Source organism: Metapseudomonas resinovorans DSM 21078, from assembly GCF_000423545.1.
GTDB lineage: Bacteria > Pseudomonadota > Gammaproteobacteria > Pseudomonadales > Pseudomonadaceae > Metapseudomonas > Metapseudomonas resinovorans.
This window is the reverse complement of sequence record NZ_AUIE01000014.1, coordinates 99,765-126,069: the sequence shown is the minus strand read 5'-3', so window position 1 is coordinate 126,069 and position 26,305 is coordinate 99,765. Positions and strand designations below refer to the sequence as shown.

Sequence of the window (26,305 nt, the reverse complement as noted above, 5' to 3'; positions counted from 1 at the left end):
GTGCCATTACGGGAAGGAGCCCATGAGCCCATCCAGCCAGCGGATCAGCCATAGAGCCCTGCAGAGTCTGCTACTGAAGCGCTTTGGCATGGCTGTGGCCACCTACTCGATGGTCCTGCTGTTGTGCTGGGTCGCGATGATCGGTGACCTGTTCCGGGTGTCGGCGAGCACTGCCCTGATCGGTTCCGGCCTCGTCGCCCTTTCCCAGTTCGTACTGTTCTGGCTGTTCATCAGCGGGCACAACCTCCGCTTCACCGACCCAAGCCTGACCGAGCCCCAGGTACTGCTTGCACTGGGCTGGACGACCTGGCTGATGTCCATGGTCGATGACGCGCGAGGCACTCTGCTGGCGGTCTACGTCCTGATCATGCTGTTCGGGGTGTTCCAGCTCAAACCCAGGGTATTCACCCGCTGCGCGGCGGTAGGATTCTTCGCGTTCGCCGGCCTCAACCTGTTCGAAGCCTACTGGATGCAGCTGCCAGACCCGTCGCTGGCACTGCTGCAGGTCTGCGTACTCTTCGTGCTGATGGTCTGGCTGAGTCTGTTCGCCAGCTATGTCCAGGCGCTGCGCCAGCGGATGCGCCAACGCCGCTTCGCCCTCCAGGCGCACCAGGACACCCTGCGCGGCATGATGCGCCAGCTGGAAGACCTGGTGGCCACCGATGAATTGACCGGGCTGTTCAATCGCCGCCATTTCCTTCGCCTGGCCGGTCGCGAGCTGGACAACCTCGCGCCGAATCGCCATCACGGCCTGGCGCTGATCGACCTCGACCATTTCAAACGGATCAACGACGTCCACGGCCATGCCGCTGGCGACCGGGTACTGCAGACCTTCGCCGCGGTGGCGCGGGCCTGCCTGCGCGACGGCGATGTGCTGGCGCGCTACGGCGGCGAGGAGTTCGTCCTGCTGCTGCCCAATTGTGATGCGGATCGCCTCACTGCCTGCTGCGAGCGACTGCGCCATGCCTTCGAGCAGTCCGAGCCGGTGGGGGTGCAGGTGGATCGGCTGAGCCTGTCGGCCGGCATGACGCTGCTGACGGCCGGGGACGATCTGGATGATGCGCTGCAGCGCGCGGATCAGGCACTCTATCGGGCGAAGCGCGGCGGACGTAACCGTTGCGATGCCGCCTGGGAGGGCCAGGGTGCCTGAACTAGAAGTTGCCGGAAAACGCTGGACCGTTGCACCCGCCAGCAATCTGCTGGACGCGCTGAACGCTGGGGGCTGCAAGGTGCCCTATAGCTGCCGGGCTGGCAGCTGCCACGCGTGCCTGGTTCGTTGCCTGTCCGGCGAGCCGGCGGATGCCAAGCCGGAAGCGCTGGACCGTTCTCAGCGCGCCGAGGGCTGGCGGCTCTCCTGTCAGTGCCTGGTGGTGCAGGATCTGGTGGTGGAGGTCTTCGATCCTGCCCGTGATGGCCTAGAGGCCGATGTCGTCGGTCTTGATTGGCCGACGCCCGATGTCCTGCGCCTTCGACTCGCGCCAAGGCGACCGTTGCGCTACAGCGCCGGCCAGCACCTCCTGTTGTGGAACGACGAAGGGGTCGCCCGGCCTTATTCCCTGGCCAGCTTGCCTGGCGCCGATGACGGCCTGGAGTTTCACCTGGACTGCGGCAAGCCCGGCCTGTTCAGTGACCGGGCTCGGCGATTGGTGCTGGGTGACAAACTGCGTCTTGGCGAACTTCACGGCGGCGCGCTGCATTACGACCCGGCCTGGGACGTCCGGCCGCTGCTGTTCCTTGCCTCGGGTACCGGACTGGCGCCACTCTGGGGCCTGCTGCGGGAGGCGCTGAGGCAGCATCACCAGGGGCCGATCCGCCTCATTCACCTCGCCCATGATGCCGGCGGCCACTATCTGGCGGAGCCCCTGGCGGCGCTGGCTGCGACACATCCGGGCGTGGATGTCCGGCTGATCACGCCGGCCGAGCTGCCAGAGGTTTTGGCGCAATTCCGCCTTGTTTCGCGCCAGACCATCGCCTTACTCTGCGGCCATCCTGCCAGCGTCGAGGATTTCGCGCGCCGGCTATACCTGGCCGGCCTGCCACGTAACCAATTGCTGGCCGATACCTTCCTGACCCGCGAAGCTTGAAGCGGGCACTAGAACATCGAGGACTACCCATGAGCGAGCATATTCTGGTCGAGCGCGAGCAGGGCCTGCTGACGCTGCGCATGAACCGCCCAGACAAGAAAAACGCCCTGACCCGCGCCATGTATAGCCGCATGGCCGAGGTGCTGGACGAGGCGAGGGAAGACCGCGAGGTGCGCGCGGTACTGATCGCCGGTAGCGAAGAGTGCTTCACCAGCGGCAATGACATCGTCGACTTCCTCCAGGAGCCGCCGACCGGGATGGACAGCCCTGTGTTCCAGTTCATGCGCGCGCTCTTCGACTTTCCCAAGCCGGTCGTGGCGGCCGTGAGCGGTCCGGCGGTGGGCATCGGCACCACCCTGCTACTGCACTGCGATCTGGTCTATGTGAGTCGCGACGCCAAGCTGAAGATGCCCTTCGTCAACCTTGGCCTGTGCCCCGAGTTCGGCTCCAGCCTGATCCTGCCGCGCCTGCTTGGTCATGCGAAGGCTGCGGAGTTGCTGCTGCTCGGTGAGGGCTTCACGGGTGAACAGGCTGCCAACTGGGGCATTGCCAATGCCGCCCTGGCGAACGGTACCGAGGCCCTGGCCCGTGCTCGCGAGGCTGCGCTGCGGTTCCTCGACCTGGCACCCTCGGCATTGGCCGTGAGCAAACGCTTGATGCAGGCCCCGGGCCGCGATGAGCTTCGCCGGGTGATAGCCGAGGAGGGCGAGCTGTTCAGCCAGCGCCTGCGTTCGCCGGAAGCAGTAGAAGCGCTGTCGGCCTTTACCCAGCGTCGCAAGCCGGATTTTTCGAAGTTCGTGTGATTGTGGGGGCGAATTCATTCGCCAAGGGCAGCTCTGCTGCCCCCCTTCGGCCTTGTAGAGCAGAGTCTTGCGGCCTGAGCAGCGAGTGAATTCACCCCTACAAGAAAGCAAAAAGCCGCCCTCGAAGGGCGGCTTTTTCGTTCCAGATCGGGTCAGACCAGCAGGTCGCCGACGTGGAGGATCTTCATGGTGTTGGTGCCACCCTGGGTGGTGTAGCTGTCACCCTTGGTCAGGATCACCCAGTCACCCTTGGTGACCACGCCGCGTTGCAGCAGTTCGTCCACGGCCATCTGGCTGACCTTCTCCGGGGGCAGTGCGGCGGCGTCGAAGGGGATGGTTTCCACACCACGGAACAGGGCCACGCGGGCCTGGGTTTCGCGGTGCGGGGAGTACGCGTAGATCGGTACCGAGGAACGGATGCGCGACATGATCAGCGGGGTGTAGCCACTTTCGGTCAGGCAGATGATGGCCTTGATACCGGGGAAGTGGTTGGCGGCGTACATCGACGCCAGGGCAATGCTTTCGTCGCAGCGCTCGAAGGTCTTGCCAATACGGTGGCTGGAGCGGCGGGTGTCAGGGTGCTTCTCGGCGCCCTGGCAGATGCGCGCCATGGCCTGCACGGCTTCGAGCGGGTACTCGCCAGCGGCGCTTTCGGCCGACAGCATCACGGCGTCGGTGTAGTCGAGCACGGCGTTGGCTACGTCCGAGACTTCCGCGCGGGTCGGCATCGGGCTGTGGATCATCGACTCCATCATCTGGGTCGCAGTGATCACGGCTTTGTTGTAGCGGCGGGCGTGCAGGATGATCTTCTTCTGGATGCCCACCAGTTCGGCATCGCCGATTTCCACGCCGAGGTCACCACGGGCCACCATCACGGCGTCGCTGGCGCGGATCAGGCCGTCCAGGGCTTCATCGTCCGCGACGGCTTCGGCGCGTTCGATCTTGGCCACCAGCCAGGCTTTGCTTCCGGCTTCGTCGCGCAGGCGGCGGGCCAGTTCCATGTCGGCGGCGTCACGGGGGAAGGACACCGCCAGGTAGTCCAGTTCCATTTCCGCGGCCAGCTTGATGTCAGCCTTGTCCTTGGCGGTCAGGGCCGGAGCGGTCAGGCCGCCGCCGCGGCGGTTGATGCCCTTGTGGTCGGACAGGGGGCCGCCGATGAGTACGCGGCACTGCAGCTCGTCGGCGCTGGTGGATTCGACGCGCATCACCACGCGGCCGTCGTCCAGCAGCAGTTCGTCGCCGACGCCGCAATCCTTGATCAGGTCCGGGTAGTCGATACCCACCACGTCCTGGTTGCCGGCGTCACGCGGGTGGGTGACGGAGAAGCGGAAGTTGTCACCTTCTTTCAGTTCGATGCGTTTGTTGGCGAACTTGGCGATGCGGATCTTCGGGCCTTGCAGGTCGCCGAGCAGGGCGACGAAGCGGCCGTGCTTGGCGGCCAGCTCGCGGACCAGGCGTGCGCGTGCCTTGTGTTCCTCGGGGCTGCCATGGGAGAAGTTCAGGCGGGCAACGTTCAACCCGGCGATGATCAGTTGCTCCAGGACCTCCGGGGAGTTGCTGGCCGGGCCGAGGGTGGCGACGATTTTGGTACGGCGGAAAGGCATGCGAAGACTCCATTTTTCAAGCAGAGCCCGAGGCTACTACGCGGGAAAACTGTAGTCATTGTTCGTTTTCACTACCCGCTGAATTGTTTCAGGTGGCCCGCCGGACGGCTTCAGGGATGGTCCTGGTTGAGGGCCTGATCAAGATGGCGCGAGGCCTTGCTGGCCAGGTCGCTGTCAGGGAACTGCACCAGCAGCCGACGGAAGTAGCCGATGGCCTTGTCACGGTTGGCGTGCGGGTTGTCCGGCGCCAGGTACATCAGGCCTAACTGGTACAGCGCTTTCTGCTTGATGTCCGGTTGCACGTGCGCGTCGGACAGGGCCAACAGGTAGAACTCCTCGGCTTCGGCTACACGATCCTTGAGCACGGCACGGCGTGACAGCAGGGTCATGTCCGGATCCAGTCCTGCTTTGTAGAGGTCGAGGTTATCGCTCGGTTGCCAGGTGGCGAGGAGTTCGCGCGAGGTCTTCTGCACCGGCTCCTTCGCTCGTTGGCGGATCACCAGAATGCGTGCTTCGGTGCGCTCGGCTGCGCGGCTGCTGGGGAATTCGTTGAGGACTCGTTCCAGGTAGGCCATCGCCTTGATGTCATCACGTTGCTCGTTGAAGCGGTTCATGTAGATCAGGCCGATCTGGTAGAGGGCAATGGCGCGAACGTTGTCGCTGAACTTGTCGTCGCGATAGCCGATCAGGTAGAGCTCTTCCGCCTCCGGGCTCTTGGCATCTCGAATGGCCATGGCGCTGTAAGTGAGCAGGTCGCCTTCTTCCTCCACGGCTGCGGCCATGCGCTTGCTCTTCATGGTCTTGTATTCCACCACTTCGTTGGTGGTGACCTGGGCGATGAAAAGCGGCGTGGTAGGCGAGCAGGCGCTCAGCAACACGCAGAGGGCGAGGAGGGCAGGGTGCTTGGAATGCATGATGACCGGGGCCTTGGACGACCCACGCAGTCTAGCAGTGGCTTCTGGCCATCTGTGGCGCGCGCCCGCAAGTCCAATCGGAGGTTATGCTTCGTACTTCGTGATCGCCCGGCGGCCTGAAGAAGCGGCGCTTTCGGCCGATATCCCGGTGGACGGAGGAACTACCCATGCGAACCCTGTTAATCCTGACCCTGCTGGCAGCCATGGTTGGCTGCACCCGCTGGTCCCTCGACCACCACCTGAACAACGCCTACCGCTCTTACGAGAGGGGTAATTGCGAGGACGTGATGCTCGAACTGTCCAAGGCCGAGCGCAAGAGCCGCTCCCGCCAGTACCTGCAGCCGGAAATTTCCCTGCTGCGCGGCCAGTGCCTGGAACGCCAGAATCTGTTCGTCGATGCGGCGCAAACCTACCAGTTCATCATCGCGCGCTATCCCACCAGCGAGTACGCCTACCGGGCAAAGGCGCGCCTGGATACCTTGCAGCAACTTGGTCGGCTGGGCAGCAACGCGTCCAGCGCCGCACCACTCTGACCTGAAACCCGGCCGTCGGTCGTTGCTGGCTTGAGCTGCGACGGGCCGCGACTAAGCTGAGCCTCTATTCGAGGGAACCCTGGAATGCGTTACCTGCTGTGCTGCCTGTTACTGGTTCCGGTCGCCGCCGGCGCGGAAATCTACCGATGGACCGACGCCCAGGGGCAGGTTCATTTCAGTGAGACGCCGCGAGAAGGTGCCAAGCCGGTTACGGTGAAGCCCCAGGTGGTGGAGCGCGACCAACTGACTCGCGAGCGCGAGGCACGTACAGCGAAGTTCTACGACGCGCGCCGCCAGGAGCAGGCGGTCGCGGCTGGCCGGGCCGCGGAGGCGCGGGAGCAACAAGAGAAAAGGTGCAGCCAGCTGCGCGAACAGCAGGGTCAGCTGAGTAACGGCGGTCCCTTCTATCGTCTCGACGAGCGCGGTGAGCGTCAGTACTACACTGATGAACAGATCGAAACCTTCCGTCGCACACTGGCAGAGAGCGTGGCCAGCGACTGTTATTGAAGGTTGGTCCGTGGCGGCAATGGGTTCATACTGAAATGCCACCTATAGCGATTTGATATCATGCCTACCAAGCGCCATATCGAACGCCATCAGTTGCCTTACTACCTGAAGGTGTTCAATCGCATTACCGACAAGCCCATGGGCTACCTGGGCAACGTCTCCATGGACGGGCTGATGCTGATCAGTCAGCTGCCCATGTTGGTGGGCGCGCGCTTCGACATGCGATTGAAGATTCCTGGCAAGGACGGGCAGCTGCATTTCATTGATTTCTACGCCAACTGTCAGTGGTGCCATGAGGATGTAACGCCCGGACACTACGACTCCGGTTTCTCTCTGGTAGCCCCACCGTCGGAATACGCCGACCTCATCGATGCCCTGCGCTTCTATTTCAGCTTTCGCCCTTTGGCCGCCTCGGCCTGAATCCGTCTGAACGAAGGTCTCTCGCCCGCACTCGGGATTGGCTTGTTTCGACACGAGCAAGAACAAAGCCGGCATTTCGCCGGCTTTGTTCTTGGAGTCGTCATTTCTTGTGTGTGCCCTTGGGAAGGCGGACCACCTGGGTCTCGGAGTAGATATCGTGCCAGGTGCGCTTTTCCTTGTCCCACAGGCTCCAGAAGAAGCCCAACCCCAGCGTCAGCCAGGAACCGATCGCGATCACGAAGCGTAGCAGTGCCTGCCACAGGCTGATGGCTGAGCCGTCCTTGTTCTGCACGCGGATACTCCAGACCTGCATGCCGAGGGTCTGGCCAGTGTGGGTCCAGAACTTGGCGAAGAAGCCGAACAGGCTGAAGACGACAAGCGTGGCAAGCAGGGGGTCGCCAGAAAGCCCACCCGCCTCGGCAAGTTGCCTCATCTGGGCTTCCCCGTGAATCAGGATGCGTATTGATTGGTAGGCAAAACCTACAACCAGGATCAGTGCTACGCAGAGCAGGAAGTCGTAGAAGATCGCAGCGAAGCGGCGAGCCAGCCCGGCAGTGGGGAAATCGCCCTGGGGGCGCAGCTGATGTTTCGGCATTGCGAACTCTTGGCGTATTGAGGGCGCGCCATTCTAACAGTCGATCAGCGGGCACAAAAAAGCCCCTGATGTTTCCATCAGGGGCTTTTCGGCGAAAAGCTCAGATCAGTTAACGACCTGGACCTTGTCAGCCTGCATGCCTTTCTGGCCTTGAACGGCTTCGAAGGTAACCTTCTGGCCTTCTTTCAGGCTACGGAAGCCGGAGCCTTCGATAGCGCGGAAGTGAACGAACAGATCCGGGCCGCTTTCCGGGGTGATGAAACCAAAACCTTTCTCGTCGTTGAACCATTTGACGGTGCCGGTTTGACGATTCGACATATCTTTTTCCTTGAAACTGAAGTTGATGACAGCCTGCTGTTCACTCACGAGCCAGAAGGGCTGGAACTGGTTGCAAAGAGGTAAGAGAAGTCGAGCGGGATGTAGCGGATCTGGTGATCTACCGCATCAGGTCACGATTCAACAGCGACCCATGCAAACACAGTTGCCCAACTCTACGTAAGTTTTAAGGAATTGCCAATCCCCGTAAGTCCAATCTTTACAGGCGGTTGATCGGGCCTCGGACAAGCGGGAAGTAGAGTGGATATAGAGGGGAAAGCCTGGAGAAGGCTTGAAGATATCGTGGTGCCCCGGGAGAGACTCGAACTCTCACTCTGTCGCCAGAAACGGATTTTGAATCCGCCGCGTCTACCATTCCGCCACCGAGGCACGATGGGCGCGCAGTATAGGGATGCGCTCTGAGGCGGTCAATCCGTCTCCGTGGTCAGGAACGGCCATTTCCTGTACTATTTGCGCCCCTGCGATACGACCCCCCACCATGCGCGTAGCCGACTTTCATTTCGAGCTCCCCGAAGCTCTGATTGCCCGTCATCCCCTGGCCGAACGCCGAGCCAGCCGCCTTCTCGTGCTGGACGGTGACACGGGCTCCCTTAGCCATCGCCGCTTTGCCGACCTGCTGGAATACCTGCGTCCCGGCGACCTGATGGTGTTCAACAATACCCGGGTGATTCCCGCACGACTGTTCGGCCAGAAGGCCTCCGGCGGCAAGCTGGAGATCCTCGTCGAGCGTGTGCTGGATAGCCACCGTGTGCTGGCCCATGTGCGTTCAAGCAAATCGCCCAAGCCCGGCTCGACCCTGCTGATCGATGGTGGCGGTGAAGCCGAGATGCTCGCCCGTCACGATGCGCTTTTCGAACTTCGGTTCGCCGAAGAAGTGCTGCCATTGTTGGAGCGGGTCGGCCATATGCCGCTGCCGCCTTATATAGACCGGCCTGACGACGACGCGGATCGCGAACGCTATCAGACTGTTTATGCCCGACATGCGGGTGCCGTTGCCGCGCCTACTGCCGGGTTGCACTTCGATCAGGACCTGCTGGAGGCCATTGCCGCCAAAGGCGTGGAGAGTGCATTCGTCACCCTGCATGTCGGGGCGGGCACTTTCCAGCCAGTACGGGTGGAACGCATCGAAGACCATCACATGCACCACGAGTGGCTTGAGGTCGGTCAGGATGTGGTGGACGCAGTGGCGGCTTGCCGCGCCCGTGGTGGTCGGGTAATCGCCGTCGGCACTACCAGCGTGCGCTCCCTGGAGAGCGCCGCACGGGATGGCCAGCTCAAGGCCTTCAGCGGCGACACCGACATCTTTTTGTACCCGGGCCGTTCTTTTCATGTGGTCGATGCCTTGGTCACCAACTTCCATTTGCCCGAATCCACCTTGCTGATGCTGGTCTCGGCCTTCGCCGGCTACCCGGAAACCATGGCTGCCTATGCCGCCGCGGTGGAAGAGGGCTACCGATTCTTCAGTTACGGTGATGCGATGTTCATCACCCGCAATCCCGCCCCGCGCGGACCCGAGGACCAAGCATGACGCGCACCTGCCGGATGAACTTCGAGCTGCTGGCCACCGACGGCAAGGCCCGTCGCGGCCGCCTGACCTTCCCCCGGGGCGTCGTCGAGACACCTGCCTTCATGCCTGTAGGAACCTACGGCACCGTGAAGGGGATGTTGCCGCGCGATATCGAAGGAATCGGCGCGCAAATTATCCTGGGCAACACGTTCCATCTCTGGCTGCGGCCGGGCATGGAGGTCATCAAGCGGCACGGTGACCTGCACGATTTCATGCAATGGCAGGGGCCGATCCTCACTGACTCAGGCGGCTTCCAGGTGTTCAGTCTGGGTGCGATGCGCAAGATCAAGGAAGAGGGCGTGACCTTTGCCTCTCCGGTGGATGGCGCCAAAGTGTTCATGGGGCCCGAAGAGTCCATGCAGGTGCAGCGTGACCTCGGCTCGGACATCGTAATGATCTTCGATGAGTGCACGCCGTATCCGGCAGACTTCGACACCGCAAAACGCTCCATGGAGTTGTCGTTGCGCTGGGCAAAACGCTCCAAAGCGGCCCACGGCGAGAGCACCGCAGCGCTGTTCGGCATCGTCCAGGGTGGCATGCACGAGGAACTACGCATGCGCTCCCTTGAGGGGCTCGACGAGATCGGTTTCGACGGCCTGGCAATCGGCGGACTGTCGGTGGGCGAGCCAAAGGAAGAAATGATCCGTGTGCTGGACTATCTGCCTGGCCAGATGCCAGCGGACAAGCCGCGCTACCTGATGGGTGTTGGCAAGCCGGAAGATCTGGTGGAAGGCGTGCGTCGCGGGGTGGATATGTTCGATTGCGTGATGCCGACCCGTAACGCGCGCAATGGCCACCTGTTCATCGACACCGGCGTGCTGAAAATTCGCAACTCGGTGCACAAGCATGATGAGTCCCCGCTGGACCCGACCTGCGACTGTTACACCTGCAAACACTTCTCCCGCGCCTATCTGCACCATCTGGACAAATGCGGCGAAATGCTCGGCAGCATGTTGAATACAATCCACAACTTGCGGCATTACCAGCGTCTGATGGCTGGTTTGCGCGAGGCTATCCAACAGGGTAAATTGGCCGCCTTTGTCGATGCCTTCTATGCCAAGCGCGGACTACCGACTCCGCCCCTGGACTGATAAAGCCGCAGATTTCCAGAACGATTACTTTCCAAATTTCCGTAACAGGAGTGCTAAATGAGCTTTCTGATTCCCGCTGCCTATGCCGACGCCGCTGCACCGGCCGCCGCTGCAGGTCCCGCCGGTACTGGTTTCGAGTGGGTTTTCCTGATCGGCTTCCTGGTCATCTTCTACCTGATGATCTGGCGTCCCCAGGCCAAACGCGCCAAAGAGCACAAGAACCTCCTGGGCAGCCTGCAGAAGGGTGACGAAGTGGTCACCTCCGGCGGCATCGCCGGCAAGGTCACGAAGGTCACTGACGACTTCGTGGTCATCGAAGTCTCTGACAGCGTCGAGCTGAAGTTCCAGAAGGCGGCTATTGCGGCGACCCTGCCGAAGGGCACCCTGAAAGCCATCTAAAGGGTTAATGGATCAACACCGACGGGGCGCCAACTGGCGCCCCGCGTCATAACGGGCGGAGTCATGCTCAACAAGTACCCACTGTGGAAATATCTGCTGATCCTGGCGGTGCTGGCGATCGGCCTGGTTTATTCCGCGCCCAATCTCTATCCGGACGACCCAGCGATCCAGATCAGCGGTACCAGTACCGCGCTGAAGATCCAGCAATCGGATCTGGACAAGGCTGCTGAGGCCCTCAAGCAATCCGGTATCGAACTCAAATCCGCCAGCGTCAGCGCGACTGGTGGCCTGCTGCGCCTGACCAAGCTGGGGGATCAACTGCCCGCCAAGGACGTGGTGCGCAAGGCTCTTGGTGATGATTACGTAGTCGCCCTGAACCTGGCTCCGACCACGCCGGACTGGCTGCGCAAGCTCGGCGCCGCGCCGATGAAGCTGGGGTTGGACCTCTCCGGTGGCGTGCACTTCCTGTTGGAAGTGGACATGGAGAAAGCGGTCACTGCGCGTCTGAAGATATACGAAGGCGAAGTCCGCGCCCTGCTGCGCAAGGAGCGTGTCCGCTACCGCAGTCTGCCGGCCCAGGAAAATGGCTTCCAGCTTGGCTTCTCTGATCAGGAGTCCTTGGACAAGGCCCGGTCGCTGATTCGCAAGAGCTTTACCGACTTCGATATGGCCACCACTGAGCGTGGTGGTCAGCAGGTCCTGCAGCTGACCCTGACCCAGGCCAAGCTGGCAGAGATTCGTGAATACTCGATCAAGCAGAACCTGACCACCGTCCGCAACCGCGTTAACGAACTGGGTGTGGCCGAGCCGATCGTGCAGCGCCAGGGTGCCAACCGCATCGTCGTTGAGCTGCCGGGCGTACAAGACACCGCCGAAGCCAAGCGTATCCTTGGCAAGACTGCGAACCTCGAGTTCCGTTTGGCTGCTGAGCCGACCGCCAGCAAGGCCTCCACCGAGCTCTTTGAGTTCCGTGAGCCGGGTCGTCCGCCGGTACCGCTGGAGCGGGGCTTGATTATCACCGGGGACCAGGTTACCGACGCCCAGGCCAGTTATGACGAGAACGGTCGCCCTCAGGTGAACATCCGTCTTGACGGTCAGGGCGGCGATTTGATGAGTCGTGCTACCCGCAATAACGTGGGGCGCAGCATGGCGGTGATCTTCATCGAGCAGCGTCCAGTTACCCGTTATGTGACCCAGGATGTCGATGGCGTCCAGAAGGAAGTAGCGGTACAGAGCTTCAAGGAAGAGAAGAAGATCATCAGTCTGGCGACCATTCAGTCGCCGCTGGGTAGCCAGTTCCGTATCACTGGCCTGGACGGCCAGGGCGAGTCGTCCGAGCTGGCCCTGCTGCTGCGCGCGGGTGGTCTGGCTGCGCCAATGTACTTCGCGGAAGAACGCACCATTGGCCCGAGCCTGGGTGCCGAGAACATTGTCAAAGGCATCGAGTCCACTGAGTGGGCGATGGTCTTCGTATCGTTGTTCATCATGGCTATCTACCGCTTCTTCGGGCTGCTGGCCACCGTCGCCCTGGCATTCAACCTGGTGCTGCTGGTTGGTCTGATGTCGGTGATCGGTGCAACCCTGACCTTGCCGGGTATTGCCGGTATCGTGCTGACCCTGGGGATGGCGGTGGACGCTAACGTGCTGATCTATTCGCGGATTCGTGAGGAACTCGCGAACGGACTGTCGGTGCAGCGCGCGATCCATGAAGGCTTCGATCGCGCCTACTCGGCGATCATCGACAGTAACCTCACCACCCTGCTGGTGGGCGGCATCCTGTTCGCCCTCGGCACCGGTCCGATCAAGGGCTTTGCTGTGACCATGTCGCTGGGGATCATCACCTCGATGTTCACCGCCATCATGTTCACCCGTGGCCTGGTCAACCTGATCTTCGGTGGCCGCAACTTCAAGAAACTGTGGATTTGAGGCCTGTCATGATCAAGTCAACCATTCGTTTCATGGCGATACGCAACGTTGCGTTCGCCATCACTGTGATCATTAGCCTGATCGGTATTGGCAGCCTGTTCGCCAAGGGCCTGAACTTCGGCCTGGACTTCACCGGCGGTACGCTGATCGAGTTGTCCTATGAGCAGCCGGCGAATCTCGAGCTGATCAAGCGCGAGCTTGGTGAGGCGGGCTTCGAGGATGCGGTGGTGCAGAGTTTCGGCGCGTCCACGGACGTGCTGGTGCGCCTGGCTGGTGATGATCCGCAACTCGGTAACAAGATTGCCGACGCCCTGCGCAAGGTGGATGCCGAGAGCAAGTTCGAGCTAAAGCGCGTGGAGTTCGTGGGGCCCCAGGTAGGCGAGGAGCTGCGTGACCAGGGTGGCCTGGCCATGCTTCTGGCACTGGGCGGCATCCTGCTGTACCTGGCCTTCCGCTTCCAGTGGAAGTTTGGTGTGGGCGCGGTGGCCTCGTTGATTCACGACGTGATCGTCACCTTGGGGATCCTGGCATTCTTCCAGGTGCCCTTTGACCTCACCGTGCTGGCCGCGGTCCTGGCGATGATTGGCTACTCGCTGAACGACACCATCATCATCTTCGACCGTATCCGCGAAAACTTCCGCGTGTTGCGCCGGGCTGACCTGATCGAGAACATCGACGTGTCCTGCACCCAGACGCTGCTGCGGACAATCGCCACTTCGATGTCCACCGCGCTGGCGCTGTTCGCCCTGCTGATCTTCGGCGGCGATAGCCTGCATGGTTTTGCGCTGTCGCTGCTGGTTGGTGTTGTGGTGGGTACCTACTCCTCCATCTACATCAGTGCTCCAGTGTTGATCTGGCTGGGGCTGTCCTCGGAAGACTTGATTCCGCCGGCGAACACCGCCGAGGTGGACGATCGTCCCTGAGGAGCGCAAGCGCTATGTCTGAGGCCCGGCACTTGTCGGGCCTTGTCATTTCTGGTGTATGAGACTGTCGTCCCATTTATCGGAATAATCCTACGTGATCGGGAACTCGACTTGGTTTCCTCTATCCAAGGCAGTGAGCAGGGCATGCAAGCCCGTTATGGAAGAGTCAGGAGGTTCATGTGAACAAGTCGATGCTAATCGGTACTGTTTTGGGTGCGGTTGGCGTGACTGCCGGCGGCGCTGTGGCCACTTACAGTTTGGTGGGCAATAGCGGTCCGGAGTATGCCGAGGTGCTCGCTGTTCAGCCGATCAATGAAACCGTGAAGACGCCGCGTGAGGTCTGCAACGATGTGGCAGTGACTCGCCAGCGCCCGGTCAAGGATCAGCACCAGATCGCCGGTACCGTCCTTGGTGCGGTGGCAGGTGGCCTGCTGGGTAACCAGGTTGGTGGTGGCTCGGGCAAGAAGATCGCGACCGTCGCTGGTGCGGTGGGTGGTGGCTATGCTGGCAACAAGGTGCAGGAGCATATGCAGGAAGGTGACACCTATACCACCACCGAAACCCGCTGCAAGACCGTCACCGACACCAGCGAAAAGCTGGTGGGCTATGACGTGAAGTATCAATTGGACGGTAAGGTCGGCCAGGTGCGCATGGATCATGATCCGGGCCGGCAGATTCCGGTCACTAAGGAAGGTCAGTTGATCCTGGGGCAGGTGGGTGGCGACGTCCAGCCTCAGGGCGGTGGTGCCGGCGTGCAGCAGTAAGGCGCTTCCAGACAACAAAAAACCCGGCTGAGGCCGGGTTTTTTGTGTTGCGTGAAGCGCGATCAGCGCTTCAGCGAAGGCGGCAGATGTGGCTGGATGGCGGTCAGCACTGCCTTGAAGCATTTGGTATTGCCTGCGACCACATGGCCCTTCTCGAGGAAGTCGTGGCCGCCGGTGAAATCACTCACCAGGCCGCCGGCTTCCTGCACCAGCAGGGCGCCCGCTGCCATGTCCCACTCGGACAGGCCGAACTCCCAGAAGGCGTCGAAGCGACCAGCCGCAACATAGGCCAGGTCCAGGCTGGCGGAGCCGGCGCGGCGGATGCCGGCGGTCTGGCCCACCAGGCTGCGGAACATGCCCAGGTAGTTGTCGAGATTGTCGATCTGGCTATCGCGGAAGGGGAAGCCGGTGCCGAGCAGGGCGCCTTCCAGGCTCTTGCGCGGGCTGACGCGCAGGCGGCGGCCGTTGAGGGCGGCGCCACGACCGCGGCTCGCGGTGAACTCTTCCTGGCGGACCGGGTCCAGGACGACGGCGTGCTCCAGGCGGCCCTTGTATTTGCAGGCGATGCTGACGGCAAAGTGCGGAACGCCGCGGATGAAGTTGGTGGTGCCATCCAGGGGGTCGATGATCCACAGGTAGTCGGCGCCCTCGCCCTTGCCTTCCAGCAGGCCACCTTCCTCGCCGAGGATGCTGTGGTTCGGGTAGGCCTTGCGCAGGGCATGCACGATGGCCAGTTCTGCAGCGCGATCGACCTCGGTGACGTAGTCCTTGGCGTCCTTCTCGTTGACGGAGATAACGTCCAGGCGCTCAATCGAGCGGAAAATCAGTTCACCGGCGCTGCGAGCGGCGCGCAGGGCGATATTCAGCATAGGCTGCATGGGGAGTTCACCTGGGTCGTTAAAGAAGAAAGCCGCACATGGTAGCAGAAAAAGCTGCGGGCAGGCAGGGGAGGCAGCGTGATTCGTGGCGTTGCGTCGGGGTGTCCGGTAAGATTCTCTGCTCCTTTTAAGTTCGGCTGAGAGGCTAGAGCGTTGCTGCAGAACATTCGCGTGGTGCTGGTCAATACCAGCCATCCCGGCAATATCGGTGGTGCCGCCCGCGCCATGAAGAACATGGGCCTGACGAAGCTGGTGCTGGTCGATCCTGTGGACTTTCCGAGCCCGGAGGCTCGTGCTCGCGCATCCGGTGCTGATGACATTCTGGATGGTGCCCAGGTGGTTGGTACCCTCGAAGAGGCGCTGGTGGGCTGCAGCCTGGTTGTTGGCACCAGTGCCCGAGATCGCCGCATACCCTGGCCGTTGCTCGATCCGCGCGAGTGTGGCAAGACGTCCGTTGAGCAGGTGCAGGTCGGCGGTGAGGTCGCCCTTGTATTCGGTCGCGAATATGCGGGTCTTACCAATGAGGAGCTGCAGCGCTGCCAGTACCATGTGCACATTCCCTCGAATCCGGAGTTCTCTTCGCTGAATCTGGCCGCCGCCGTGCAGGTGCTGGTCTATGAAGTGCGCATGGCCTGGCTGGAGCAGGAAGGACTGCCGAGCAAGGTCGAGAAGGTTGAAACCACAGCCATGCTCAATGCTCAGCCGGTCACCGTCGATGAGCTTGAGCGTTACTACGAACACCTGGAAAGCACCCTGGTGGAGATCGGCTTCCTCGATCCCGAGAAGCCCCGGCACCTGATGTCCAGGCTGCGTCGGCTATATGGGCGCAGTGGCATCAGCAAGCTGGAAATGAACATCCTGCGCGGCATCCTGACGGAAACCCAGAAAGCCGCGCGGGGCGATGCAAGCAAGCGGAGTGACAAGTGATGTTCGACGGCATTCGAGAAGACATTCAAAGCGTATTCCACCGTGATCCGGCTGCGCGCAATGCCTTCGAGGTGCTCACTTGTTATCCAGGCTTACACGCCATCTGGTTGCATCGCGCAGCCCATGCTTTGTGGATCGCCGGGTGGAAGTGGCTGGCGCGCCTGGTGTCGAACTTCAGTCGCTGGCTGACCGGTATCGAGATCCATCCGGGGGCGAAGATTGGTCGTCGCTTCTTCATTGACCATGGCATGGGAATCGTCATTGGTGAGACTGCCGAGATTGGCAACGATGTCACCCTCTACCAGGGTGTGACGCTGGGTGGTACCAGTTGGAATCAGGGCAAGCGCCACCCGACGCTGGAAGACGGCGTGGTGGTGGGGGCGGGTGCGAAGGTGCTTGGTCCCTTCACGGTGGGTGCCGGCGCCAAGATCGGCTCCAATGCCGTTGTGACGAAGGCGGTGCCGGCCGGCGCCACTGCGGTGGGTATTCCCGGTCGGATCATCGTCAAGGCTGATCCGGAGCAAGAGGCCAAGCGCCAGGCGATTGCTGAGCGCTTCGGCTTCGATGCCTATGGTCTCGGTCAGGACATGCCCGACCCTGTGGCGCGCGCTATCGGCCAGTTGCTGGATCATGTGCAGGCGGTGGATGAGCGCCTGGATGGCATGTGCAAGGCGCTGACCGCGCTGGGTAGCGACTACTGCGCCAAGGCACTGCCGGAACTGCGCGACGAGGACTTTGCCGGCGTCAAGGATGAACAGCGCAAGTCGGTCGGTTGAGCCGCATTCATTCGGCCTTGCTCCGGCAGTCGAGGTCGGATTATTAGGGTGCTAACGGGGTGTGCCTCTGATATTATCCACGCCCCTGCAAGATTTAATCCCGACTGATTTGATCAGGCTTATAGTTGACTTAAATAGTCGGGAATTGCATACTCGCTGCATTCCAGCGATCCCGTGGTACTCACCATGCGACTGACCACCAAAGGCCGTTACGCCGTCACCGCCATGCTCGACCTGGCGCTGCATGCGCAGCACGGGCCGGTGTCCCTGGCGGATATTTCCGAGCGGCAGGGCATTTCCCTGTCCTATCTCGAGCAGCTTTTCGCCAAGCTCCGTCGCGGCAACCTGGTCAGCAGTGTGCGAGGTCCGGGAGGTGGCTACCAGCTTTCCCGTGATATGCACGGCATTCATGTCGCCCAGGTAATAGATGCGGTCAACGAGTCGGTGGATGCCACCCGTTGCCAGGGTCTGGGTGATTGCCACTCCGGTGATACCTGCCTCACCCACCACCTCTGGTGTGATCTGAGCCTGCAGATCCATGAGTTCCTCAGTGGCATCAGTCTGGCCGACCTGGTCAACCGTCGCGAGGTGCAAGAGGTCGCTCAGCGGCAGGATCAACGCCGCTGTGGAAGCAATGGCAGGATGCCGCACCTCGATAAGATTGAAGCGTCCGCCATCGATTGAGCAGGGCGCCGGCCCGTGATTGGCCCCGATACCTGATAGGAGAGCCCCGATGAAATTGCCGATTTACCTCGACTACTCCGCCACTACGCCAGTGGACCCGCGCGTCGCTCAGAAGATGAGCGATTGCCTGCTGGTGGACGGCAACTTCGGCAACCCGGCGTCGCGTTCCCACGTGTTCGGCTGGAAAGCAGAAGAGGCGGTGGAGAACGCCCGTCGTCAGGTGGCAGAGCTGGTCAACGCTGATCCGCGAGAAATCGTCTGGACGTCTGGTGCTACCGAGTCCGACAACCTCGCCATCAAGGGCGTGGCGCACTTCTATAGCGGCAAGGGCAAGCACATCATCACCTCGAAGATCGAGCACAAGGCGGTGCTGGACACCACCCGCCAGCTGGAGCGCGAAGGCTTTGAGGTGACTTATCTCGAGCCGGGCGAAGATGGCCTGATCACCCCGGCCATGGTCGAGGCAGCTCTGCGTGACGACACCATCCTCGTCTCCGTCATGCATGTGAACAATGAAATCGGCACCATCAACGACATCGCTGCCATCGGCGAGCTGACCCGTGCCCGCGGCATCCTCTTCCATGTCGATGCCGCCCAGTCCACCGGCAAGGTGGAGATCGACCTGGAGAAGCTCAAGGTTGATCTGATGTCTTTCTCCGCGCACAAGACCTATGGCCCGAAAGGCATCGGCGCGCTCTACGTACGCCGTAAGCCACGTGTGCGTCTGGAAGCCATGATGCACGGTGGTGGCCATGAGCGCGGCATGCGTTCTGGCACCCTGGCAACCCACCAGATCGTCGGCATGGGTGAAGCCTTCCATATCGCCAAGCAGGAGATGGCCGCCGAGCGCGTGCGCATCAAGGCTTTGGCAGATCGTTTCTGGGCTCAGATCGACGGCATGGAAGAGCTCTACCTGAACGGTAGTGCCACTGCTCGCGTGCCGCACAACATGAACGTCAGCTTCAACTACGTCGAAGGCGAGTCGTTGATCATGGCGCTCAAGGACCTTGCGGTCTCCTCCGGCTCCGCTTGCACCTCGGCTTCCCTGGAGCCGTCCTACGTGCTGCGCGCCCTGGGTCGCAATGACGAGCTGGCGCACAGCTCCATTCGCTTCACTTTCGGTCGTTTCACCACCGCAGAGGAAGTGGACTATGCCGCTGCCAAGGTGCGCGAAGCGGTCAGCAAGCTCCGTGAACTGTCCCCGCTGTGGGATATGTATAAAGAGGGCGTCGACCTGTCCCAGGTCGAATGGCAGGCGCACTGACGCCACCCTGATGAGTGAGGAATAGTTACCATGGCATACAGCGACAAGGTCATCGATCACTACGAAAACCCGCGTAACGTCGGCAAGCTCGACGCCCAGGACCCCGATGTGGGCACTGGCATGGTCGGCGCGCCGGCCTGCGGCGACGTGATGCGTCTGCAGATCAAGGTCAACGAGCAAGGCGTGATCGAAGACGCCAAGTTCAAGACCTACGGCTGCGGTTCCGCCATCGCTTCCAGCTCCCTCGCTACCGAGTGGATGAAGGGCAAGACCCTGGACGAGGCAGCGGCCATCAAGAACACCACCATCGCCGAAGAACTGGCTCTTCCTCCAGTGAAGATTCACTGCTCGGTGTTGGCTGAGGACGCTATCAAGGCGGCCGTCCACGACTACAAGCAGAAGAAGGGTCTGCTCTAAGCGCTCGAACGAGTAAGGAGTTGCAATGGCCATCAGCATGACTGAGTCTGCCGCCCGTCACGTGCAGCGTTCCATTGAGGGGCGCGGCAAGGGTGAAGGTATCCGTCTGGGGGTGCGTACGACTGGCTGCTCCGGTCTCGCCTATGTGCTGGAGTTCGTCGACGAGCTGACTGCGGATGACATGGTCTTCGAGAGTCACGGCGTCAAGGTGATCATCGATCCCAAGAGTCTGACCTACCTTGATGGGACCGAGCTGGACTTCGTTCGCGAAGGGCTCAACGAGGGCTTCAAGTTCAATAACCCGAACGTACGTGGCGAATGCGGCTGCGGCGAGAGCTTCAACGTCTGAGGCGTGTGTGGGAACTCCCTGTCATTTCGCTCTGTTCGACCTGAAGCCGGGTCATCGACTGGATCTGGACCAGCTTGCGGCGCGTTACCGTGAGCTGGCTCGTACCGTCCATCCTGATCGTTTCGCTGATGCTTCCGAGCGCGAACAGCGCTTGGCGCTGGAGCGTGCAGCCCAGCTCAACGATGCTTACCAGACGCTCAAGAGTGCGCCGCGGCGGGCGTTGTACCTGCTGGCGCTGAAAGGGCGAGAGCTTCCGCTTGAGGTGACGGTGCAGGATCCACAGTTCCTGCTACAGCAGATGCAGTGGCGCGAAGAGCTGGAGGACTTGCACGACAGTGCTGACCTGGAGGGCGTTGGCGCCTTCAAGCGCCGGCTAAAGGTTGCCCAGGCCGAGTTGGATGGTGATTTCGCTGAGTGTTGGGATGACCCTGCTCGCCGCGAAGATGCCGAGCGCCTGGTGCGTCGCATGCAGTTCCTCGACAAGCTGACCCACGAAGTGCGCCAACTGGAAGAGCGCCTCGACGATTAACCCGCGATGCCGTCTTGGTTGCCGGTACGCCTGATAAATAGACAAGCATGGCCCTACTGCAGATCGCCGAACCCGGACTGAGCCCCCAGCCGCACCAGCGCCGCCTGGCGGTGGGAATCGACCTGGGTACTACCAACTCGCTGGTCGCTGCTGTGCGCAGCGGTGTTGCCGAGCCCCTGCCGGATTCCGACGGGCAGGTCATCCTGCCATCCGCGGTCCGCTATCACGCAGACCGCGTCGAAGTCGGTCGCAGTGCCAAGCAGGCTGCGTCCAGTGATCCGCTGAATACCATCATTTCGGTCAAGCGCTTCATGGGGCGTGGCCTGGAAGACGTGAAGCAACTCGGCGAACAATTGCCGTACCGCTTCGTTGGTGGCGAATCGCACATGCCTTTCATCGAGACTGTCCAGGGTGCCAAGAGCCCGGTGGAAGTTTCGGCTGACATTCTCAAAACCCTGCGGCAGCGCGCCGAGCAGACCCTCGGGGGCGAATTGGTAGGTGCCGTGATCACCGTGCCCGCCTACTTTGACGAGGCCCAGCGCCAGGCCACCAAGGACGCCGCGCGCCTTGCGGGTCTCAATGTGCTGCGCCTACTCAATGAGCCGACTGCCGCTGCAGTGGCCTATGGCCTGGATAAGCAGGCCGAAGGCGTGATTGCCATCTATGACCTGGGTGGCGGCACTTTCGATATTTCCATCCTGCGCCTGACCCGCGGCGTGTTTGAGGTCATGGCCACCGGTGGCGACAGCGCCTTGGGCGGCGATGATTTCGATCATGCCATTGCCGGCTGGATGGTCCAGCAGGCCGGCCTTTCCTCTGATCTTGATCCGGGTGCCCAGCGCAGCCTGCTGCGGGCCGCCTGCGATGCCAAAGAGGCCCTGACCGATTCGGACAGTGTCGAGCTCGCCTACGGCGACTGGCGCGGTATCTTGACTCGTGAGTGCTTCGACACCCTGATCGAGCCCATGGTGGCTCGCAGTCTCAAAGCCTGCCGCCGCGCCGTGCGTGACGCCGGTATCGAGCAAGACGAAGTCGAGGCCGTGGTCATGGTGGGTGGTTCTACCCGCGTGCCGCGAGTGCGTGAGGCTGTGGCCGAGATGTTTGGTCGCCAGCCGTTGACTGACATCGATCCTGACCAGGTCGTGGCTATCGGCGCTGCCGTACAGGCCGATACCCTGGCGGGTAACAAGCGCGGCGAAGAGCTGCTGCTGCTGGATGTGATTCCCCTGTCGCTCGGCCTGGAAACCATGGGTGGGCTGATGGAGAAAGTGATCCCGCGCAACACCACCATCCCGGTGGCGCGTGCCCAGGACTTCACTACTTATAAAGATGGCCAGACGGCCATGATGATTCACGTGCTCCAGGGAGAGCGCGAGCTGATCAAGGACTGCCGTTCTCTGGCGCGCTTCGAGCTGCGTGGCATTCCGCCTATGGTGGCGGGGGCGGCGAAGATTCGCGTGACGTTCCAGGTGGATGCCGATGGCCTGCTGGGCGTTACCGCCCGCGAGCTGGCCTCGGGCGTCGAGGCGAGCATCCAGGTCAAGCCGTCCTACGGCCTGACCGATGGCGAGATCTCGCGCATGTTGCAGGACTCCTTCCAGTACGCTGGCGAGGACAAGAATGCGCGAGCCCTGCGCGAGCAGCAGGTCGAGGCCGAGCGCCTGTTGGAGGCCGTTCAGGCCGCCCTGGATGCCGATGGCGAGCGCCTGCTGGATGATGCTGAGCGCGCCGCGATCCTGGATAGCATGCAAACTCTGCGCGAGCTGGCGATCGGCACTGATGTCGTCGCCATCGAAGCACAGGTCAAGCGCCTGTCCCAGGTGACTGATGCCTTCGCCGCGCGTCGTATGGATGCCGCCGTCAAGACCGCGCTGGCCGGCCGCCGACTCAATGAAATCGAGGATTGACCCAGAAATGCCGCAGATCATCTTCCTGCCTCACGCCGAGCATTGCCCAGAGGGTGCCGTGATCGAGGCGCAGCCGGGTGAAAGTATCCTGGATGCCGCGCTGCGTAGTGGCATCGATATCGAGCACGCCTGCGAGAAGTCCTGCGCTTGCACCACGTGCCACGTAGTGGTGCGCGAGGGCTTCAACTCCATGGAGGCTTCCGACGAACTGGAAGACGACATGCTGGACAAGGCCTGGGGCCTGGAGCCAAATTCCCGTCTGTCCTGCCAGGCGCTCGTCGCCGAAGCGGACTTGGTGGTGGAGATCCCGAAATACACCATCAACCAGGTTTCCGAGGGGCATTGAGCATGAGCTTGAAGTGGACCGACGTGCTGGAAATCGCCATCCAGCTCGCTGAAGCCAAGCCGGACGTCGACCCGCGCTATGTCAATTTCGTCGACTTGCACAACTGGGTCCTGGCCCTGCCGGAGTTTTCCGACGACCCGCACCGTGGCGGCGAGAAGGTGCTCGAGGCCATCCAGGCTGCCTGGATCGAGGAAGCCGACTGACCGGCTCTCCACCTCCGGGTTCCGGCCCTACGCATTTCCCCCTAACCCGCGTATAATTCGCGGGTTTAATTTTTCGCTTTAATCCTTGTTTCTGGAGTTTTCCATGGCTGTCGAACGTACTCTCTCCATCATCAAGCCGGACGCCGTTGCCAAGAACGTGGTCGGTGAGATCATCACCCGCTTCGAAAAAGCCGGTCTGCGCGTCGTTGCCGCCAAGATGGTGCAACTGTCCGAGCGCGAAGCCGGTGGCTTCTACGCCGAGCACAAAGAGCGCGGCTTCTTCAAGGATCTGGTTGCTTTCATGACCTCCGGTCCGGTTGTCGTTCAGGTCCTGGAAGGCGAGAACGCCGTTGCCAAGAACCGTGAACTGATGGGCGCTACCGATCCGAAGAAAGCTGACGCCGGTACCATCCGCGCTGACTACGCCGTTTCCATCGACGAAAACGCCGTACATGGTTCGGATTCCGAGGCTTCTGCTGCTCGCGAAATCTCTTACTTCTTCGCCGCCACCGAGGTGTGCGCTCGCATTCGCTAATCGCGATTGGGAGAGGGTGAAGCCATGACTGAATCGACCGGTAAAGTGAACCTGCTGGGCCTGACCCAGCCGCAACTGGAAAGCTTCTTCGAGTCCATCGGGGAGAAACGCTTCCGTGCCGGCCAGGTGATGAAGTGGATTCACCACTTTGGCGTCGATGATTTCGACGCCATGAGCAATATCGGCAAGGCCTTGCGCGACAAGCTCAAGGCCTCTGCCGAGATTCGCGGTCCGGAAGTGGTCAGCCAGGACATCTCCAGCGATGGCACCCGCAAGTGGGTGGTCCGCGTGGCCTCCGGTAGCTGCGTCGAAACCGTCTATATCCCGCAGGGCGGCCGTGGCACCCTGTGTGTCTCGTCCCAGGCCGGCTGCGCGTTGGATTGCAGCTTCTGCTCCACGGGCAAGCAAGGTTTCAACAGCGACCTCACCGCCGCCGAAGTGATCGGCCAGGTGTGGATCGCCAACAAGTCCTTCGGGACCATCCCCGCGAAGATCGACCGTGCCATCACCAACGTGGTGATGATGGGCATGGGCGAACCGCTGCTGAATTTCGACAACGTGGTCGCCGCCATGAACATCATGATGGACGACCTCGGTTATGGCATTTCCAAGCGCAAGGTGACCTTGTCCACCTCGGGCGTGGCGCCGATGATCGACAAGCTGGGCGAGGTGATCGACGTTTCCCTCGCGCTGTCGCTGCACGCGCCGAACGACCCGCTGCGCAACCAGTTGGTGCCGATCAACAAGAAGTATCCCCTGGCTGTGGTGCTCGATTCCTGCCGTCGCTACATCTCCCGTCTCGGCGAGAAGCGCGTGCTGACCATCGAGTACACCCTGCTCAAGGACGTCAACGACCAGCCCGAACATGCCGTACAGATGATCGAGTTGCTCAAGGACTTCCCTTGCAAGATCAACCTGATTCCGTTCAACCCCTTCCCGCACTCAGGCTACGAGCGGCCCAGCAATAATGCGATTCGCCGCTTCCAGGACCTGTTGCACAAGGCTGGGCACAATGTCACCGTCCGCACCACTCGCGGCGACGATATCGATGCCGCCTGCGGCCAACTGGTCGGCCAGGTCATGGACCGTACCCGTCGCAGCGAACGCTACATTGCCGTGCGCCAGCTGAATGCCGAAGCGGAGGCGTCCAGCAACGCCGTGAACCGGAACTAGAGAAGGACACCCCATGACCCTGCGCGCTGCGCTGCTCCTCGTTTCCTCCGCATTGCTCGCGGCCTGCGTGTCGACCGGACAGGTCGATCCGATGAAGACCGACAAGGGCCGTGACGCAGCACGCGATGCCTATATCGACCTGGGCATCGGCTATCTCAAGCAAGGCGCCACCGAGCGCGCCAAGGTGCCGCTGAAGAAGGCCCTGGAGATGGATCCGTCCAACGCCGATGCCAATGCGGCCCTCGCCCTCGTGTTCCAGACCGAGATGGAGCCGGAGCTGGCTGACCAGCACTACCGCAAGGCCCTGTCGTCGCGAAGCGATTCGCGCATCCTCAACAACTACGGGACGTTCCTGTTCGAGCAGGGGCGCTACAAAGACGCCTACGAGCGATTCCAGCAGGCCACCGAGGACAACCTCTACCCCGAGCGTTCTCGGGTGTTCGAGAACCTGGGCCTGACCGCCATGAAGATGAACAACCCGGCCCTGGCCAAGCAGCATTTCGACAAGGCGCTGCGCCTGAACCGCCAGCAGCCCATGGCGCTGCTGGAGATGGCCCAACTGTCCTTCAGCGAGAAACAGTACGTGCCGGCCCGCGACTACTACCAGCGCTACTCCCAGATCGCCCCGCAGACGGCTAGCAGCCTGCTGCTCGGATCGCGCCTGGCGACCATATTCGAAGACCGCGACCAGGCTGCAAGCCTCGGTCTGCAACTCAAGCGCCTTTATCCCGGCACGCCGGAATATCAGCAATACCTGTCGGAGCAATGATGAAAGCGTCGCATCCCGAAGCAGTAGCGGCGACCCGCGCCAACCCCGGTGAGACCCTGCGTCAGGCCCGTGAAGGCAAGGATTGGAGCTTGGGCGAGGTCGCCCGTAACCTCAACCTGACCGAACAGTCCCTGCGCCAGCTAGAAGCGGGCGACTTCGAACAACTGCCGGGGCACACGTTTGCCCGTGGCTACGTGCGTGCCTACGCCAAACTGCTGGGTATCGACCAGGCCGCCCTCGTTGCCGAGTTCGACCATTACACCGGCACCGATGCCAACGGCAGCAGCGTGCACAGCCTGGGCCGCATCGAAGAGCCGGTGCGCCTGTCCCAGAGTGTGTTGCGTATCGTCAGCTTCATTATCCTGGTCGCCCTCGGCGCGGTCGGCTTCTTCTGGTGGCAGGAGCATTCCAGCCGCAACAACGAGGAAGCGTCCAGCGTGAGCATGGAGCATGTGGAAGTGGAAAGTGCCGACGGCACTACCCAGATCCACCCCCTCGACGAGCCGGAAGATCAGGCTGTAGCTGAAGCTCAGGATGGTCAGGCACCGACCCCCGCCGAAGTCTCGCCGGAAATGGCCGCCCAACCCGAGCAACCGGCCGCCGAAGGCACTGCCCCGACTGCTCCGGTAGGCGAGACCGCGCCGGCTACCACTGCTTCGCCTCAGGCTCCGGTCGTTGTCGCAGCGCCGAGCGTTCCGGTTGCACAGCCCCCCGCGCCGACCGCCATCGAACCCAGTGCGTCTGCTGTCGCGCCAACGACTACTCCTGTCGCTCCGGTAGCACCCGCTGCAACCCCGGCTCCCACTGCCCAGCCCGCGGCACCAGTGGTAGCCCAACAGGGGCAGGGAGTGGTGCGCATCCAGTTCACCGCCAACTGCTGGACCCAGGTCACTGACGCTGACGGCAAGGTGCTGGTCAGTGCCCTCAAGCGTACTGGCGACAGCCTGGAACTGGCCGGGAAGGCGCCGCTGGAAGTTCGCCTGGGTTTTGCCCGTGGCGCCCAGCTCAGCTACAACGGCCAGTCGGTCGATGTATCGCCTCACGTCCGCGGCGAGACCGCACGCCTGAAGTTGGGGCAATAA

31 protein-coding genes and 1 tRNA gene are annotated in these 26,305 nt (G+C 61.9%); 26 read left to right on the top strand and 6 right to left on the bottom strand.

The features are described 5' to 3' along the window. Positions 1–22 precede the first annotated feature (22 nt). From G559_RS0113260 to G559_RS0113250, 3 genes are read left to right on the top strand one after another with little or no spacing between them, the layout of a single operon-like run. Complete coding sequence (locus tag G559_RS0113260) at positions 23–1,150, top strand: GGDEF domain-containing protein (RefSeq protein ID WP_028628678.1); 1,128 nt, start codon at positions 23–25, stop codon at positions 1,148–1,150. After that, positions 1,143–2,084, top strand: coding sequence for an iron-sulfur-binding ferredoxin reductase (locus G559_RS0113255; RefSeq protein ID WP_028628677.1), 942 nt, complete (start codon positions 1,143–1,145; stop codon positions 2,082–2,084). The genes G559_RS0113260 and G559_RS0113255 overlap by 8 nt, the downstream gene beginning before the upstream one ends. Before the next feature lie 29 nt (positions 2,085–2,113). Beyond that, positions 2,114–2,887: an enoyl-CoA hydratase gene (locus G559_RS0113250; protein ID WP_028628676.1), complete on the top strand. Its 774-nt coding sequence runs from the start codon at positions 2,114–2,116 to the stop codon at positions 2,885–2,887. Between the two features lie 152 nt (positions 2,888–3,039). On the opposite strand, the gene pyk is transcribed toward G559_RS0113250, so the two are convergent. Together pyk and G559_RS0113240 are read right to left on the bottom strand one after the other, a co-directional pair. Beyond that, positions 3,040–4,491: a pyruvate kinase gene (gene pyk, locus G559_RS0113245; protein ID WP_028628675.1), complete on the bottom strand. Its 1,452-nt coding sequence runs from the start codon at positions 4,489–4,491 to the stop codon at positions 3,040–3,042. A 110-nt stretch (positions 4,492–4,601) separates the two neighbouring features. After that, positions 4,602–5,405 carry a tetratricopeptide repeat protein gene (locus tag G559_RS0113240; protein WP_028628674.1) on the bottom strand — a complete coding sequence of 268 codons (804 nt, stop codon included), beginning with the start codon at positions 5,403–5,405 and terminating at the stop codon, positions 4,602–4,604. A 167-nt stretch (positions 5,406–5,572) separates the two neighbouring features. On the opposite strand from G559_RS0113240, the gene G559_RS0113235 reads away from it, so the two are divergent. The 3 genes from G559_RS0113235 to G559_RS0113225 all read left to right on the top strand — a co-directional run bounded on the left by G559_RS0113235 (position 5,573) and on the right by G559_RS0113225 (position 6,865). Next, a complete protein-coding gene (locus G559_RS0113235; protein WP_028628673.1) occupies positions 5,573–5,938 on the top strand; it encodes a tetratricopeptide repeat protein in 366 nt (121 codons plus the stop codon). 84 nt (positions 5,939–6,022) lie between these two features. After that, the gene (locus tag G559_RS0113230; RefSeq protein WP_028628672.1) at positions 6,023–6,445 is read left to right on the top strand and encodes a DUF4124 domain-containing protein; all 423 of its coding nucleotides are present in this window, start codon (positions 6,023–6,025) and stop codon (positions 6,443–6,445) included. Between the two features lie 60 nt (positions 6,446–6,505). Further along, positions 6,506–6,865, top strand: coding sequence for a PilZ domain-containing protein (locus G559_RS0113225; protein WP_028628671.1), 360 nt, complete (start codon positions 6,506–6,508; stop codon positions 6,863–6,865). Positions 6,866–6,965: 100 nt separating this feature from the next. Here G559_RS0113225 and G559_RS0113220 read toward each other — a convergent pair whose 3' ends face one another. From G559_RS0113220 to G559_RS0113210, 3 genes are all read right to left on the bottom strand, one after another. After that, positions 6,966–7,460, bottom strand: coding sequence for an RDD family protein (locus G559_RS0113220; RefSeq protein WP_028628670.1), 495 nt, complete (start codon positions 7,458–7,460; stop codon positions 6,966–6,968). A gap of 105 nt (positions 7,461–7,565) precedes the next feature. Next, a complete protein-coding gene (locus tag G559_RS0113215; RefSeq protein WP_016491057.1) occupies positions 7,566–7,778 on the bottom strand; it encodes a cold-shock protein in 213 nt (70 codons plus the stop codon). A 301-nt stretch (positions 7,779–8,079) separates the two neighbouring features. Then, positions 8,080–8,165 (bottom strand) — tRNA-Leu (locus G559_RS0113210). A 109-nt stretch (positions 8,166–8,274) separates the two neighbouring features. On the opposite strand from G559_RS0113210, the gene queA reads away from it, so the two are divergent. The 6 genes from queA to G559_RS0113180 all read left to right on the top strand — a co-directional run bounded on the left by queA (position 8,275) and on the right by G559_RS0113180 (position 14,466). After that, positions 8,275–9,324, top strand: coding sequence for a tRNA preQ1(34) S-adenosylmethionine ribosyltransferase-isomerase QueA (gene queA / locus G559_RS0113205; RefSeq protein ID WP_028628669.1), 1,050 nt, complete (start codon positions 8,275–8,277; stop codon positions 9,322–9,324). A gap of 14 nt (positions 9,325–9,338) precedes the next feature. Continuing rightward, complete coding sequence (tgt, locus tag G559_RS0113200) at positions 9,339–10,454, top strand: tRNA guanosine(34) transglycosylase Tgt (protein WP_162144819.1); 1,116 nt, start codon at positions 9,339–9,341, stop codon at positions 10,452–10,454. Between the two features lie 57 nt (positions 10,455–10,511). Beyond that, positions 10,512–10,853, top strand: coding sequence for a preprotein translocase subunit YajC (gene yajC / locus G559_RS0113195; protein WP_028628667.1), 342 nt, complete (start codon positions 10,512–10,514; stop codon positions 10,851–10,853). 63 nt (positions 10,854–10,916) lie between these two features. Beyond that, positions 10,917–12,779 carry a protein translocase subunit SecD gene (gene secD / locus G559_RS0113190; protein ID WP_028628666.1) on the top strand — a complete coding sequence of 621 codons (1,863 nt, stop codon included), beginning with the start codon at positions 10,917–10,919 and terminating at the stop codon, positions 12,777–12,779. An 8-nt stretch (positions 12,780–12,787) separates the two neighbouring features. After that, positions 12,788–13,702: a protein translocase subunit SecF gene (gene secF / locus G559_RS0113185; RefSeq protein WP_028628665.1), complete on the top strand. Its 915-nt coding sequence runs from the start codon at positions 12,788–12,790 to the stop codon at positions 13,700–13,702. 179 nt (positions 13,703–13,881) lie between these two features. After that, positions 13,882–14,466 (top strand): glycine zipper 2TM domain-containing protein, encoded by a 585-nt coding sequence (locus G559_RS0113180; RefSeq protein WP_028628664.1) that lies wholly within the window; start codon positions 13,882–13,884, stop codon positions 14,464–14,466. 62 nt (positions 14,467–14,528) lie between these two features. Here G559_RS0113180 and suhB read toward each other — a convergent pair whose 3' ends face one another. Continuing rightward, complete coding sequence (gene suhB, locus G559_RS0113175; RefSeq protein WP_028628663.1) at positions 14,529–15,344, bottom strand: type III secretion system regulator SuhB; 816 nt, start codon at positions 15,342–15,344, stop codon at positions 14,529–14,531. A 153-nt stretch (positions 15,345–15,497) separates the two neighbouring features. On the opposite strand from suhB, the gene trmJ reads away from it, so the two are divergent. From trmJ to G559_RS0113105, 14 genes are all read left to right on the top strand, one after another. Then, complete coding sequence (gene trmJ, locus G559_RS0113170; protein ID WP_028628662.1) at positions 15,498–16,271, top strand: tRNA (cytosine(32)/uridine(32)-2'-O)-methyltransferase TrmJ; 774 nt, start codon at positions 15,498–15,500, stop codon at positions 16,269–16,271. Further along, a complete protein-coding gene (cysE, locus tag G559_RS0113165) occupies positions 16,271–17,047 on the top strand; it encodes a serine O-acetyltransferase (protein WP_028628661.1) in 777 nt (258 codons plus the stop codon). Before trmJ ends, cysE begins: the two co-directional genes overlap by 1 nt. A gap of 186 nt (positions 17,048–17,233) precedes the next feature. Further along, on the top strand, positions 17,234–17,731 hold the full coding sequence (gene iscR, locus G559_RS0113160; protein WP_016491067.1) for a Fe-S cluster assembly transcriptional regulator IscR: 498 nt from the start codon (positions 17,234–17,236) through the stop codon (positions 17,729–17,731). 49 nt (positions 17,732–17,780) lie between these two features. Further along, positions 17,781–18,995, top strand: coding sequence for an IscS subfamily cysteine desulfurase (locus G559_RS0113155; RefSeq protein WP_028628660.1), 1,215 nt, complete (start codon positions 17,781–17,783; stop codon positions 18,993–18,995). Between the two features lie 30 nt (positions 18,996–19,025). Further along, positions 19,026–19,412 carry a Fe-S cluster assembly scaffold IscU gene (gene iscU, locus G559_RS0113150; RefSeq protein ID WP_028628659.1) on the top strand — a complete coding sequence of 129 codons (387 nt, stop codon included), beginning with the start codon at positions 19,026–19,028 and terminating at the stop codon, positions 19,410–19,412. 25 nt (positions 19,413–19,437) lie between these two features. Beyond that, the gene (gene iscA, locus G559_RS0113145) at positions 19,438–19,761 is read left to right on the top strand and encodes an iron-sulfur cluster assembly protein IscA (protein ID WP_028628658.1); all 324 of its coding nucleotides are present in this window, start codon (positions 19,438–19,440) and stop codon (positions 19,759–19,761) included. Positions 19,762–19,768: 7 nt separating this feature from the next. Continuing rightward, positions 19,769–20,290, top strand: coding sequence for a co-chaperone HscB (gene hscB / locus G559_RS0113140; RefSeq protein ID WP_028628657.1), 522 nt, complete (start codon positions 19,769–19,771; stop codon positions 20,288–20,290). Between the two features lie 47 nt (positions 20,291–20,337). Next, positions 20,338–22,197 (top strand): Fe-S protein assembly chaperone HscA, encoded by a 1,860-nt coding sequence (gene hscA / locus G559_RS0113135; RefSeq protein ID WP_028628656.1) that lies wholly within the window; start codon positions 20,338–20,340, stop codon positions 22,195–22,197. Positions 22,198–22,204: 7 nt separating this feature from the next. Continuing rightward, complete coding sequence (fdx, locus tag G559_RS0113130) at positions 22,205–22,543, top strand: ISC system 2Fe-2S type ferredoxin (RefSeq protein ID WP_028628655.1); 339 nt, start codon at positions 22,205–22,207, stop codon at positions 22,541–22,543. 2 nt (positions 22,544–22,545) lie between these two features. Further along, the gene (iscX, locus tag G559_RS0113125) at positions 22,546–22,746 is read left to right on the top strand and encodes a Fe-S cluster assembly protein IscX (RefSeq protein ID WP_028628654.1); all 201 of its coding nucleotides are present in this window, start codon (positions 22,546–22,548) and stop codon (positions 22,744–22,746) included. Positions 22,747–22,849: 103 nt separating this feature from the next. Further along, complete coding sequence (ndk, locus tag G559_RS0113120) at positions 22,850–23,281, top strand: nucleoside-diphosphate kinase (RefSeq protein ID WP_028628653.1); 432 nt, start codon at positions 22,850–22,852, stop codon at positions 23,279–23,281. Between the two features lie 24 nt (positions 23,282–23,305). Next, entirely contained in the window at positions 23,306–24,454 is a 1,149-nt protein-coding gene (rlmN, locus tag G559_RS0113115; RefSeq protein WP_028628652.1) for a 23S rRNA (adenine(2503)-C(2))-methyltransferase RlmN, read from the top strand. Positions 24,455–24,467: 13 nt separating this feature from the next. After that, positions 24,468–25,223 carry a type IV pilus biogenesis/stability protein PilW gene (gene pilW, locus G559_RS0113110; protein WP_028628651.1) on the top strand — a complete coding sequence of 252 codons (756 nt, stop codon included), beginning with the start codon at positions 24,468–24,470 and terminating at the stop codon, positions 25,221–25,223. After that, entirely contained in the window at positions 25,220–26,305 is a 1,086-nt protein-coding gene (locus G559_RS0113105) for a RodZ domain-containing protein (RefSeq protein ID WP_028628650.1), read from the top strand. The genes pilW and G559_RS0113105 overlap by 4 nt, the downstream gene beginning before the upstream one ends.